Genomic DNA, 12,863 nt, shown 5'->3' with positions numbered 1-12,863 from the left:
ATTGAGCGCGCCGGCCGACGCTCGCGCGGCCGGCTGACGGGATCGACATGCGGCGCGAACCGGACGTCGATGAAACGGATATGGCCGACACCGTGTGCCATGTCGGGCGCGACGCGCGCGGCGTTGACGAACGGGCGGCATGGCGCCGTCCGGCGCCGGCCCGACGCATGCAAGGAGAGCACCACGATGAGCTTCAGCCGGGCGGCGGTTCCCTCTGCCGTGACAGTGCAGCGCTCGCGCGCCGCTCGACGGAGCCGGCGGCGTTGAGCGATCGCGGCGACCGCGATCCGGACGCGGAACTCGTCGCGCGCGTCGGCGCGCGCGATTCATCGGCGGTGCGCGTGCTCGTCGCGCGCAAGCTGCCGCGGCTGCTCGCATTGGCGACGCGCATGCTCGGCGACCGGAACGAAGCCGAGGACGTCGCGCAGGAGACGTTCTTGCGAATCTGGAATCAGGCGCCGCGCTGGCGTGAAGGCGAAGCCCGCTTCGACACGTGGCTGCATCGCGTCGTGCTGAACCTGTGCTACGACCGGTTGCGGGGCCGGCGCGAGGAGCCCGTCGATACGCTGCCCGACGTGCCCGACACGCAACCGGAGCCGGCCGCGCATGCGGAACTGCGTTCGCGCGACGCGCGCGTGCGCCAGGCCCTGGCTGCATTGCCGCCGAGGCAGCGGGAAGCGCTGGTGCTCCAGTACTATCAGGAAATGTCGAACGTGGAAGCGGCCAACCTGATGGGCATCACCGTCGATGCGCTGGAAAGCCTGCTCGCCCGTGCGCGGCGCAATCTGCGCGCGCAACTGGCCGGCGACCCACCTAGCGAGGACAAGCGATGACACCCGAACGATTTCGCACCATCGTCGCCGCGTACGGCTCGGACGCGCGGCGCTGGCCGGCCGCCGAGCGCGCGGCCGCCGAGGCGTGGGCGCACGCGAACCCGCGCGACGCGCTGCTGGCGCTCGACGATGCGGCCGACCTCGATGCGTGGCTCGCGTGCGATACGGTCGAGCCGCCGGCGCCGTCGCTCGTCGAGCGCATCGTCGCGACGGCGCCCGCGCCGCGGCGCGCACGCCGGCGCGGCGCCGTATGGTGGTCGGGCGCGGCGTTCGCGGGCGTCGGCCTGGCCGGTGCGCTCGCGGGCGCGGTGGCCGTGTCGATGCTGATGCTCGGCAGCGCGCCGCCGGCGCCGCACGAGCCGGGCTATCTGACGACGACGTTCGGCAGTCCGGGCGTGGACGGGAGCGACGAATGACCGAACGCGGCTGGAAACTCACCCTCGTCGGCTCGGTCGTGCTGAACGTGTTCATGCTCGGCGCGATCGGCGGCGGCGCATATCAATGGTTCTCGACGCATCGCGACCTGCATGCGGGCGGCACGCCCGCGCAGCGCACGGCGTTGCGATTCGCGGCGGACGAATTGCCCGATGCGCGGCAGCGCGAGTTTGCCGCCGCGCTGAAGGCGGCGCGCAAGAGCGGCCGCGATTTCGCGCGCGAAGGGCGCGACGGCCGAATCACCGTGCTGGACCTGCTCGCCGCGCCACAACTCGATCGCGCAGCGATCGATGCGGCGCTCGATCGCACGCGCGCGGCCGACACCGCGATGCGTGCGCAGGTCGAGCGCAGCGTCGTCGATTTCGCGGCGACGCTGACGCCCGACGAGCGCGTGAAGTTCGTCGACGGGTTGCAGCACAGCGGCAACTGGCGTCTGCCGCCGAAGCTGCGGAAGAAGCCGGACGCATCGGCGAGCGAGTAAGCCGCGCGCGGGCGGCACGCGACTCCGCGTATTGCTCGCGCGTCATGCGTGTGCCGGTTCCGGCGCATCGCCCGGGCGTTGTCCGTCGACGATGTGCGCCGCCGTGCGGCGAGATTTCCGCCCGGCGTTTCCCCGATCACGAGAAATATTTTCCCGCCCCGCGACGGATTTCCCGGTGCGCTTGCGTTGAACGTGAGTACGCACCGCAAGAGAGCCCGTCATGGACCATCCGAACGACGCCACGCCGGCCGCGATCGCGCTGAACCGTTTCGGTCTCGGCGCACGGGCCGACGAAGCACCGCCCGCCGAGCCGAAGGCGGCACTCGTCGCGCAATTCGACCGCTACGACGCGCGGCCCGCCGCATGGGCCGGCGAGCCGGACGCGGTCACGCTTGCCACGCGCTTCGCGAACATCCGCAACGCGATGACGGGCGACGACGCGGCCGCGAAGCGCGCGACCGCGCAATCGATCCGCCGCGACGGCTACGACGCGTATCGCAGCGCCGTCGCCGCGCGCATGAACAGCGCGCTGACCACGTCCGCGCCGTTCGTCGAACGTCTCGTGCATTTCTGGGCGAACCATTTCGCGGTATCGGTCGACAAGGGGCAGGTGGCCGCGTATGCGGGCGCGTTCGAACGCGACGCGATCCGTCCGCACGTGCTCGGCCGGTTCGAGGACATGCTCGTCGCCGTCGAGCAGCATCCCGCGATGCAGGTGTTCCTCGATCAGGCGCGCTCGGTCGGCCCCGACAGCCCGGCCGCGCTGCGTGCGCAGGCACGCAATCCGTCGGCGAAGCGCGGGCTCAACGAGAACCTCGCGCGCGAAATCATGGAACTGCACACGCTCGGCGTGCGTACCGGTTACACGCAAGCCGACGTGACGGAATTCGCCCGTGCGTTGACCGGCTGGAGCATCGCCGGCGGGCGCGGGCCGCAGCCGGGCGATGCGGCGCCCGGCGCATTCGTGTTTCGCCCGAATCTGCACGAACCGGGCACGCGCACGGTGATGGGCCGCACCTACGATCAACCGGGCGAAGCGCAGGCGCGCGCGATCCTGCATGACCTCGCGTGTTCGGAGGCGACGGGCCGGCACATCGCGTTCCAGCTTGCTCGTCATTTCGTTGCCGACAACCTGCCGCCCGCGCTGACCGACCGGCTCGCGCGCGCATTCGCCGCGAGCGGCGGCGATTTACCGACCGTCTATCGCGCGCTTGTCGATGCGCCCGATGCGTGGGCGCCGGTCAACCGCAAGTTCAAGACGCCGTGGGAGTGGGCCGTATCGTCGCTGCGCGGGCTCGGGTGGCGCGACACGGGTGATCTCGAGGCCGCGCCGCTGCTCGCGCAGCTCGGCCAGCCGGTGTGGCGGCCGGGCTCGCCGGCCGGCTACGACGACGTCGCCGCGAGCTGGGCCGCGCCCGACGCGCTCGTGCGCCGCGTCGAGATCGCGCAGCGTCTCGCCGCGCGTACGGGCGACCGGCTCGACCCGCGCACGCTCGGCGACACGCTGCTCGCCGGTTCGATGAGCGCGCCGACCGCGACCGCGCTCGCGCGCGCCGAAAGCGCGACGACGTCACTTGCGCTGCTGCTCGTGTCGCCCGATTTCCAACGGAGATGACCATGGCACTGTCCCGCCGACAATTCCTCAGCGTTGCCGCCGCCGGCGCGGGCGCGATCCTCGTCGCGCCGCGGATCGTATTCGCGAATGTCGAAACCGACCGGCGCTTCGTGTTCGTGATCCAGCGCGGCGCGGCCGACGGCCTGAACATCGTCGTCCCGTATGCGGAGCCCGCGTATGCGTCGCTGCGCGGCCCGCTCGCGATCGACACGGCGGCGGCGACGCGGCTCGACGGCACGTTCGCGCTGCATCCGTCGCTCGCGCAGACCGCGCAGTTGTACCGCGACGGCCACGCGCTGTTCGTCCATGCGATCGCGTCGCCGTATCGCGACCGCTCGCATTTCGACGGCCAGAACGTGCTCGAAACGGGCGGCCGTGCGCCGTACCAGGTGAAGGACGGCTGGCTGAACCGGCTCGCCGCGCTGCTGCCGGCGACGCGCGACAGCGCAATCGCGTTCGCGCCGACCGTGCCGCTTGCGCTGCGCGGCACGGTGCAGGCCGCGTCGTATGCGCCGTCCGGTTTGCCGGCCGCGCCGGACGATCTGCTCACGCGCGTGTCGGCGCTCTACGAAGCCGACGCACAGCTCGGCCCGTTGTGGCAGTCGGCGATGGAAGCGCGCGGCCTCGCAGGCGACGCGCATGCGCGGCAGGACCCGGCCGGCGTCGGCAAGCTCGCCGCGACGTTTCTCGCGCGCGACGACGGGCCGCGGATCGCGATGATCGAGACGAGCGGTTGGGATACGCACAGCGCGCAGAACGCGCGGCTCGCGAATCAGTTGAAGGCGCTCGATACGATGCTCGCCGCACTGCGCGACGGCCTCGGGCCGGCATGGCAGCAGACCACGGTGCTGGTCGCGACCGAGTTCGGCCGCACGGCCGCGGCGAACGGCACGGGCGGCACCGATCATGGGCAGGCGTCGGTCGCGATGCTCGCGGGCGGCGCGGTCGCAGGCGGGCGTGTGATCGCCGACTGGCCGGGGCTGCGGCCCGGCGACCTGTACGAAGGGCGCGACCTGAAACCGACCGCGTCGCTCGACGCGCTGATCGCGGGCGCGGCCGCCGACAGCCTTGGGCTCGACCCGCGCCGCACCGCGTCCGCGTTGTTCGCGGAAAGCGGCGCGATACGGCCGATGAGCGGCCTGATTCGCGGGGTCGCGTGACGCGGTGCATGCCGTGCGCGGCCCGATCAACTCATTACACAACAGGGAGAAATCGACAATGAAGATCCGATCCGTTTCGCTGGCCATGCTGGTGAGCGCAAGTGCCGCGCTGATGTCCGCCTGCGTGGTCGAGCCCGTGCGGCCACCCCAGCCCGCGCCCGTCGTCGAGGTGGCGCCGCCGCCGCCCGCGCCCGGCTATCGGTGGGCGAAGGGGCATTACCGGTGGGCCGGCAATCACTGGGCGTGGGTGCCGGGGCACTGGGTCGCCGTGTACTGACACGGCACGCGTGTCGACGCGTCGCGCGGCGAGCTCGACATGCGTGCGGCAAGCAATCGTGCGAAGTGCAACCACGACGCGTTTGGGGCGGGCTCGACCTCGTTCACCGAGTCGCGGTGCGCCGGCCAGGTGTTCAGTCCCACCCGATCCGGTGCTTCTCCTCCGTCTCGCGATGCCGCCAGTCGTCGTCCGCGTGAAGATACTGGCTCGTCGTCGTGAGCGACACATGCCCGAGGTTGTCGCGCACGAGCCGCAGGTCGACGCGGCCGTCGGCCATGTGCGAGCCTGCACTGTGGCGCAGCCAGTGCGCGGACGCCTGTTCGAGCACGCGCGCCGCCTGTTCGCCGGCTTCGCCGTTCGCGCGCAGCCGATCGGCCGCGTACCGGAACACCTGCTTCACGATCCGGTGCAGCGCCGCGCGCGTGAGCCGCTTGCGCGCCTGGCCGACCGGCAGCACGAGCGGGGTCGGTTCGCCGGCAAGCGGCAGCGCGGGCAGGCCATGCGCGCGCCGGTAGCGCACCAGCTCGGCCATCATCTCGTCGGTGGCCGGCACGAGCCGCTGCCGGCCGCCTTTGCCCGTCACGTCGAGCCACCAGCGCTCGTGCCCGCTCGCGTCGCGTCGGCAGAAGAACTGGCCCATCGTCGTATCGGCTGCTTCGGTGATGCGCAGCCCGCCGAGATACAGCAGCGTGAACAGCCAGCGCGCGCGATCCGCATGAAAGCACGCGCGCGCATCGTCGCGCGGCATCGCGGCGATCGCGTCCTTCACCGATTGCCACAGCGGCTGCCCGAGATGGCGCGTGACGCGCGGCGCGGGCCGGCGCTGCCGCTGTCGCGACAACGCGAGCGGGTTGCCGGCCAGATAGCCGGCCTGCACGAGCCACGAGAACATCACGTTCAGGATCACCAGCGCCTGTCGCTGGCTGGCCGCCGACAGCGGCCCGTAAAACGGCCGCCAGCGCGGATCGTCGCGCGGATGCTTGCGGCCGCCGTTCGCGCACCACACCTCGGCCGGCGCGGGCGCGAGCAGGAATTGCCGGTACACGACGAGATCCTCGTGCGTGAGCGACGACAGCGGCTTGCCGCACGCGATCACGGCCCACAGCAGCAGGCGCTCGGCTTCCTTGCGGTAGTTCTGGAACGTGGTCGGCGTATCGACGAAGCGGGCGAGCCACGCGCGCACGGCGTCGAGGTCGTTGGTCGCGGCGATCTGCGGATGCGCGCTGCCCGAGCGGTTGGTGCCCGTGCGTCCGTCGAGCGCGGCCGGCACGGCGAGCGTATCGATCGGCAGCGGGCGGAGTGCAGTGTCGGACAGAGCGGATGAGGTCATGCGAAGGAACGCGCTGCGCGAACCGCGCGGGCGTGGTCGGCGAACGAAGGCAGTGCGTCGAAGCGTGTCGGGAAGCGCCGATGGTACACGATCACTACCCGGTGAAGCGGCCGTCGATGGCGATCGCGTGGCCGGTGACGATGCACGCCGCGGGCCCGGGAGGCGGTAACGTATCGGCTCGCACGCGACATCCGACAAACCGGAATGGCCGAACGCGTTCTGCAAGGTGTTTGTGAACCTTCTCGCCGGGTGGCTCGTCTAATTGGCCCTGCAACGCTCCCAGAGGCATGCCCGATGATTCACAAGACCCGAACGCTGCTTGGCGTGGCCGCCATTGCCGGCAGCATGCTCGTCGCCGGATGCCAGACCGACGCGGCGGCCACCGCGCCGAATGCCGCTCGCCCGGCCGACGGCAAGCCGGTGACCAAAACCGTCTACGTCGCGCCGCAGTCCGCGCGCTGCACGGGCGTCGCGCCGATGGAGTGCCTGCAGGTGCGCGGCAGCCCGAGCGAGCCGTGGAGCCTGTGGTACGCGGGAATCGAAGGGTTCGCGTACCAGCCCGGCTACCTGTACACGCTCGAAGTCGACGAATACCGCGTCGCGCGGCCGCCGGCCGACGCTTCGTCGATCCGCTGGGTGCTCAAGCGCGTCGTCGAGCGCCGCCAGGTGAACTGACGGCCGCGATCACGCGGAAGGGCGCGCCGCGGTACCGGCCGCCGGCGCGGCCGTATCGATCCGCCGGAACACGACGGACGACAGCAGCGTCACCGCACCCATGCAGGCAAACGACAGCATGAACCCGTGCGCCGTCGAGCCCCGATAAGTGGCGAACAGGTTGACGAGTCCGCCGCCGATCGACACGCCCAAACCCATCGCGAGCATCTGCATCATCGTGAACAGGCTGTTGCCGCTGCCGGCGTCGGCATGCGACAGCCCCTTGAGCGTCACGCCGTTCATCGCCGCGAACTGCATCGAATTCGCGGCGCCGAACACGATCAGCAGCGCACCTTCCAGCACCGGCGCGGGCCGCGCCGACACCAGCGCGAACCCTGCGATCGCGCAGCCGACGATCCCCGTATTCACGACCAGAAACGCTGCATAGCCGAAGCGCTTCACGAGCGGCGCGATCCACCGCTTCGCGATGACGCCCGCGATCGCGGCCGGCAGCATCATCAGCCCCGACTGCAGCGGCGTATAGCCGAGCTGCACTTGCATCAGCAGCGGCAGCATGAACGGTACCGAACTCGTGCCGATCCGGCACAGCAGGTTGCCGAGCAGCCCCGACCCGAAGTTCGGCTCGCGGAACAGCCCGAGGCGGAACAGCGGCTGCGTGCGTCGCCGCGCGTGAGGCAGGTACGCAAGCGCGCTCGCCAGCCCGAGCCCGGCGAGCGCGGCCGCCCACGCGGCGCGATGCGCGGACATCGGCGGGTCGATCGCCAGCGACAGCGCGATCATCGCGGCCGACAGCAGCGCACAGCCGACGAAGTCGAACGGTGGCGGCTGCGTCGCCTGGTCGTGCGGCAGGTAGCGCTGCACGGCGATGAAGCCGACCACACCGACCGGCACGTTGACGATGAACACCCAGTGCCACGAAATCGCCTGTGTGAGCCAGCCGCCGAGCGTCGGCCCGACGATCGGGCCGAGCTGCCCGGCGATCGACACGAACGCGATGGCCGCGACGTACTGTTCGCCCGGCACGCGGCGCAGCACGGCGAGCCGCCCGATCGGCAGCAGCATCGAGCCGCCGATGCCCTGCACGGCGCGCGCGACGACGAGCTGGCCGAGCGTGTGCGACGCCGCGCAGCCGATCGACGCGAGCACGAACACGAGGATCGCGACCGAGAACACGCGGCGCGTGCCGAACCGGTCGGCGAGCCAGCCGGATGCCGGTGTGAGCATCGCCATCGTCAGCGTGTAGACGACCACGACGGGCTGCATCGCGAGCGGCGACGCATGCAGGCTTTGGGCGATCGAAGGCAGCGCCGTGTTGACGATCGTCGTATCGAGCGACTGCATGAAGAAGGCAGCGGCGACGATCCAGAGCAGCGCGGAATGTGTGGGTTCCCGGGACATGGCGAAATCGGTGGTACGGAAGTCCGGCGTGAGCGGCGCCGCTGCATGGTCGCACGGCGGCGGCCGGACGTCGATCGCCCGATGGTACCGATTCCGCTCGTCATCGGGAAGCGGTTTCGCCTACTGCATCGACGACATGTTCCTCGTCGGACGGACGGTGCTCGACGCGGCGGACGCGCGTTCGCTCGGGCGCGCCGCGGGCCGGGCGTGCGTCGTTGCGCGTGGCGATGAACGGATGCTCGACGTAGCGGTAAGTCAGCAGCGCACACAGGACGGCAATCAGCGCGCATGCGAGTGCGAGCGCCCAGATGCCCGAGTCGCCGGCCGAATTGATCGGGAAAACGAACTTGTTGAACGCATGGATGATCATGTACACGATCACCATGTGGATCATGTAGATGCTGAAACTGGTGGTGCCGAGCAGCGCGAGCGGCCGGGTCTTGAGCACGCCGTAGAACGTGTTTCCGCTGGCGATGCAGAGAAACACCGGAAGCAGCGGCAGCGCGCCTTCGATCGAATAGCGTTCGGCCGGGGACGGAGACGTCGCGAGGATCAGCAGCGCGACGGTTGCCGCCGGTTTCGTGGCCAGCCGCGCGCGGATCGCGGGATGTCGCGACACCTCGTAGGCCACGGCGCCGAACGCGAACAGCAGCGCCATGCCGCCCGGCGGCCCGTACAGCGCGGCGCAGGCCGTGACGATCGCGAGCGCGAGCAGCTTGCGCCACGCACGCGTGGCGACGAACCACGCGAGAAACGGAACGGCGACGTAGAACCGCCATTCGTAGGCGAGGGTCCACCAGACGCCGCTCAGATAGGGCGTGCGCTCTGCTCCGTTGATCGGGAATGCCCCGAACCAGCCGAGCGAAACGGTCTTGAGCAGGTCGGCCAGCAACTGCGTCGGTGCGCCGACGGCGTTGCGGGGAAACCAGTAAAGCGTGCATGCGACGATGACGGCCGCGTAAAACAGATAGAGCGGCGCGAGGCGCCGCACGCGCCCGACGAAGAAAGTCCGCACGTCGAGCGTGCCTCGGCATGCACGTTCCCAGAACAGCAGCCCGGTGACCATGAAGAACATCGCGACGGGGATCGTCCCGAGATTGCGCAGGAATTCGGTGCCGGCGCCCCAGACGCCGGTCGACAGCAACGCCTGGTTGCACGCGAAGTGATGAAAGACCACGGAGGTGGCCAGGATGCCGCGGAAACCGTCGAGATTGCGATAGCGCATCGACAGCGACTTGTCGACGGCCGATCGGTAGAACGGTACGTGTCGGGCGACGAGCCACGCAATGATCGCCACGGCCGCAAGGCAGGCCGGGAAGTAGAGTTTGTCGGGTGTCGGGGAGAAGAGGGTTTCCAGCGTTGGCGTAACAAGGTCCACTGAAGAGCGTCTCGTGTCTTGGATCGGGATTTCAGGCACGGAGGGTCCGCGTCGATGCAAGGTCTTCTGCGCGCTTCGCACGGCGTTCGATCGCCGGTCTTGTGGTCTGATGGTATCAAACGATAGCGATGCCCGCGGTCGGTTATGCAACACGATGTTTCAGCGCGAATCGACGCGACGGGCCGCGGTCGTCGCGCATGTCGCCGACGAGGGCTGCGTCGCAAATTGCGTTCCTCGCGGGCCAACGCGCATCGTGATCCATGGGCGCCACACTGGCCGTTCGGCCGGCTTCCACATCGTCCCGCTCCGGCTTACCTTGAGCGACAGCAGGTCGATGCGTCGGGCCAGCGGCGAAAGGGGGCGAATGCTCGCCGTCCGTTGCCGCCGGTTCGCGTCGACTCCCGTGTCCATCCGGTTACAAGAGTGATAGCAACGCTTGCAATTTACCCTCGTGACGCTATCATTGATAGCAAATCTGGATGGAGGTACTCATGGCAAATCTTCTGGTGCGTAACGTGGATGACACTATCGTTCAAAGCCTGCGTGAGCAGGCAGCGGCCAACGGCAGGAGCGCCGAGGCCGAACATCGAGCCATTCTGGCCGAAGCGCTCGGTCGGCCGAAGCGGCGGACATTCGCGCAGGTGCTGATGAGCATGCCGGAGGTTGGCGAAGACGCGGATTTCCAACGTGTTCAGGATTCAGGCGAGGTCGGCCGTGTTTTTGATTGATACGAACGTCATCAGCGAAATCAGGAAGGGCAAGCGAACCAACCGGGGCGTGCGGGCGTTCTTCCGGCAGGCCGAAGCCGACGCGAGCCCGCTTTACCTGTCGGTCGTGACGGTGGCCGAGCTGCGGCGCGGTGTCGACCTGATCCGTCATCGCGGCGATCACAGTCAGGCGTCGGCGCTCGAGGCCTGGGTGGCGATGATCCTGTCCGGCTATGCGCCGAACATCCTGCCGGTCGATGTCGAGACCAGCCAGATGTGGGGGCATTTGCGCGTGCCGGATCCGACGCATGAGCTCGACAAGCTGATCGCGGCCACCGCGCTGATCAACGATCTGACGGTCGTCACGCGCAACGTCGACGATTTCGCTCGCACCGGCGTCCGGCTGCTGAATCCATTCGACTAGCGTAGCAGGGGCGGTCCACCATCCCGAGAAGCCGGGACGGGCGGCGGTCGGCCCGCCCGACGCCGGCTCCCGTGGCAGGGCCAACACGGCAGCTACATGTCACGCTCCGAGCATCGAAACGCCTCCGGCGTGCCTTTCGCGCAGCAATCCTCGTCTTTTAGCGCTCGCTTTCCTCGTCCCCGACAGACGATCTAACGCCACATCGGCCCGGCCAGAATCCTTCACGAACAACGGATATGAATCAGGAGGCGGCCGGCATGATCGACGTCCGTGCGCGGGTTATGTCGTCGAGGTGTCGCGTGTCAATGCGTGGCACTGCTATGCAGAAGACGTTTGCACGTCTTTCCTCCGAAAGCCGGCGAATCTGCTTTTCAGCGCGAGCGCTGGCTTCTCTACGAGGAACCACGAAGCAGCGGCGAGTGGGGTGACGATCGCGACGGTGAAAAGAGATAGCTTGGTCGGGCCGATGCCGGTTCCGAAGTGCCATACCAGAATCTGTTGCACGAGGAACGCGTAGATATAAACGCCGTACGAAATGTCGAAGCGGTTCAGGAACGCCAGCCTGGGCAGGCGTTCCGCCGCGAAAATGACAACGAACGGCAGCAGCAGGTTGAAGGCGTACGCCCTGATCTTCCAGTCTGAATGGGACGCGAACAGATAGAAGGGCAGCAGGGCTAGCAAGACCGAAGCTGTCCACAGGATCCAGCTACGCGGCAAGGTTACGGTCGCGAGAAACGCTCCTCCCCAGAAGAACACGCCAAGGCGAGAAAGCTGGAAGGTGTTCACGCCGATCAGATTGTTCCCTTGCCAGAGCAAATCACCCATCAGCGCCACGTAACAGCCGATCAGCATCAGCAATAGCCCCTTCCAGTTCAATGCTCCGGCCCACGATACGCCAAGCAGCATCAGATAGCACGTTACCTCGAGCGACAACGTCCAGAGTGAGCCGTTGATGACGGGAACCGGGTTCGTCGCGAAGAAGTGGGGGAGCGTCGGGACGAGCTGGTACATCGACAGGTTTGTCATGTATTCGAGCCACTCGGGCAACCACGTATGCGTCATGATCGGGCCGGCGACGAAGATCGTCAGCAGTAGCAAAACCGCCAGGCCCGGGAAGATGCGCAGCGCGCGGTTGCGCAGATAGACGATCGAATTCGGGTTCCGTTGCAGCGACTTACACACAAGGTACCCGCTGATCGCGAAGAACGCGCTCACACCGAACTCACTGAACTGCGGGAAGCCATGCGCCTCAAGCCAGTCATGCGGCAGTCCGAGCACGACGTAGCTGTGGGTGACGATCACTGCATATGCGGCCAACAGACGCAGGAAGGTGAAGGCGTTTTGGTTATTGGAGCTCATGGTAAGGTTTCCGGTCTTTCCGGCACGTATGGTAACCAGCAGGCATGCCGTTCAGAAGCATATGACAAATGCTTGATTTTACTGACTGCAAGGCGCCGTGTCCGACTGGAATTTTTGAGCCAAGACGACATCACAGGAAGGGCAAGCGAACCAACCGGGGCGTGCGGGCGTTCTTCCGGCAGGCCGAAGCCGACAGCCCGCTTTACCTGTCGGTCGTGACGGTGGCCGAACTGCGGCGCGGTGTCGACCTGATCCGTCATCGCGGCGATCACAGTCAGGCGTCGGCGCTCGAGGCCTGGGTGGCGATGATCCTGTCCGGCTATGCGCCGAACATCCTGCCGGTCGATGTCGAGACCAGCCAGATGTGGGGGCATTTGCGCGTGCCGGATCCGACGCATGAGCTCGACAAGCTGATCGCGGCCACCGCGCTGATCAACGATCTGACGGTCGTCACGCGCAACGTCGACGATTTCGCTCGCACCGGCGTCCGGTTGCTGAATCCATTCGACTAGCGTCGCAGGGGCGGTCCTCCCGTCCCAACAGACGATGTAGCGCCCTTGGCCGGCCGGCATCCTGCGCAGCGCCCGCGGGTCCGCGCTTGTGCGCTGCACCAAAAGAACTTGACGAAACGGCCGCGACCGCGTAGTGTCCGAGACCGAAGTCGTCAAGAAGTTCGATTGCTCATCATTGGCCGCACACCGTGCGGCAGTCGTTGGTCTCTCCCTCTTTGATTCTTTCTGTGCCCGTCACGGGCGCATCTTCATCATTCGTCATTTGTATTAAGGAAGTAT

General features: G+C 68.0%; 14 protein-coding genes. 10 read left to right on the top strand and 4 right to left on the bottom strand.

What is annotated here, in order from left to right; genetic code table 11:
* The first annotated feature begins 47 nt into the window (after positions 1–47).
* The 6 genes from CFB35_RS22875 (at position 48) to CFB35_RS22850 (ending at position 4,801) form a co-directional block, all read left to right on the top strand.
* Positions 48–833: an RNA polymerase sigma factor gene (locus CFB35_RS22875; RefSeq protein WP_081066381.1), complete on the top strand. Its 786-nt coding sequence runs from the start codon at positions 48–50 to the stop codon at positions 831–833.
* Positions 830–1,249 (top strand): hypothetical protein, encoded by a 420-nt coding sequence (locus tag CFB35_RS22870; protein WP_059585065.1) that lies wholly within the window; start codon positions 830–832, stop codon positions 1,247–1,249. Before CFB35_RS22875 ends, CFB35_RS22870 begins: the two co-directional genes overlap by 4 nt.
* On the top strand, positions 1,246–1,749 hold the full coding sequence (locus CFB35_RS22865) for a periplasmic heavy metal sensor (RefSeq protein ID WP_060009371.1): 504 nt from the start codon (positions 1,246–1,248) through the stop codon (positions 1,747–1,749). Before CFB35_RS22870 ends, CFB35_RS22865 begins: the two co-directional genes overlap by 4 nt.
* A 220-nt stretch (positions 1,750–1,969) precedes the next feature.
* Entirely contained in the window at positions 1,970–3,364 is a 1,395-nt protein-coding gene (locus tag CFB35_RS22860; RefSeq protein ID WP_059585067.1) for a DUF1800 family protein, read from the top strand.
* A 2-nt stretch (positions 3,365–3,366) separates the two neighbouring features.
* Entirely contained in the window at positions 3,367–4,524 is a 1,158-nt protein-coding gene (locus CFB35_RS22855) for a DUF1501 domain-containing protein (RefSeq protein WP_059585068.1), read from the top strand.
* Positions 4,525–4,582: 58 nt separating this feature from the next.
* Entirely contained in the window at positions 4,583–4,801 is a 219-nt protein-coding gene (locus tag CFB35_RS22850) for a YXWGXW repeat-containing protein (protein ID WP_059585069.1), read from the top strand.
* 133 nt (positions 4,802–4,934) lie between these two features.
* Here the strand turns inward: CFB35_RS22850 and CFB35_RS22845 are convergent, their stop codons facing one another.
* Entirely contained in the window at positions 4,935–6,131 is a 1,197-nt protein-coding gene (locus CFB35_RS22845) for a tyrosine-type recombinase/integrase (protein WP_059585070.1), read from the bottom strand.
* 294 nt (positions 6,132–6,425) lie between these two features.
* Here CFB35_RS22845 and CFB35_RS22840 point away from each other — a divergent pair, with 294 nt between their 5' ends.
* Positions 6,426–6,806 (top strand): DUF4377 domain-containing protein, encoded by a 381-nt coding sequence (locus CFB35_RS22840; protein WP_059585071.1) that lies wholly within the window; start codon positions 6,426–6,428, stop codon positions 6,804–6,806.
* A gap of 9 nt (positions 6,807–6,815) precedes the next feature.
* On the opposite strand, the gene CFB35_RS22835 is transcribed toward CFB35_RS22840, so the two are convergent.
* Positions 6,816–8,204, bottom strand: a complete 1,389-nt coding sequence (locus CFB35_RS22835) for a DHA2 family efflux MFS transporter permease subunit (protein ID WP_059585072.1) — start codon at positions 8,202–8,204, stop codon at positions 6,816–6,818.
* Between the two features lie 100 nt (positions 8,205–8,304).
* Positions 8,305–9,582 carry an acyltransferase gene (locus tag CFB35_RS22830; protein WP_059585073.1) on the bottom strand — a complete coding sequence of 426 codons (1,278 nt, stop codon included), beginning with the start codon at positions 9,580–9,582 and terminating at the stop codon, positions 8,305–8,307.
* A 491-nt stretch (positions 9,583–10,073) separates the two neighbouring features.
* On the opposite strand from CFB35_RS22830, the gene CFB35_RS22825 reads away from it, so the two are divergent.
* On the top strand, positions 10,074–10,310 hold the full coding sequence (locus tag CFB35_RS22825) for a hypothetical protein (protein WP_059585143.1): 237 nt from the start codon (positions 10,074–10,076) through the stop codon (positions 10,308–10,310).
* Positions 10,297–10,713 (top strand): type II toxin-antitoxin system VapC family toxin, encoded by a 417-nt coding sequence (locus tag CFB35_RS22820; protein ID WP_179231777.1) that lies wholly within the window; start codon positions 10,297–10,299, stop codon positions 10,711–10,713. Before CFB35_RS22825 ends, CFB35_RS22820 begins: the two co-directional genes overlap by 14 nt.
* Positions 10,714–11,031: 318 nt before the next feature.
* On the opposite strand, the gene CFB35_RS22815 is transcribed toward CFB35_RS22820, so the two are convergent.
* Positions 11,032–12,072, bottom strand: a complete 1,041-nt coding sequence (locus tag CFB35_RS22815) for an acyltransferase (RefSeq protein WP_059585075.1) — start codon at positions 12,070–12,072, stop codon at positions 11,032–11,034.
* A gap of 161 nt (positions 12,073–12,233) precedes the next feature.
* On the opposite strand from CFB35_RS22815, the gene CFB35_RS22810 reads away from it, so the two are divergent.
* Complete coding sequence (locus CFB35_RS22810) at positions 12,234–12,584, top strand: type II toxin-antitoxin system VapC family toxin (protein WP_226093947.1); 351 nt, start codon at positions 12,234–12,236, stop codon at positions 12,582–12,584.
* Positions 12,585–12,863: the final 279 nt, after the last annotated feature.

The organism is Burkholderia sp. AU16482, assembly GCF_002223285.1.
Lineage (GTDB): Bacteria > Pseudomonadota > Gammaproteobacteria > Burkholderiales > Burkholderiaceae > Burkholderia > Burkholderia semiarida.
The sequence above is the reverse complement of the archived record's forward strand: the minus strand, read 5'-3'. Positions and strand labels throughout refer to the sequence as shown.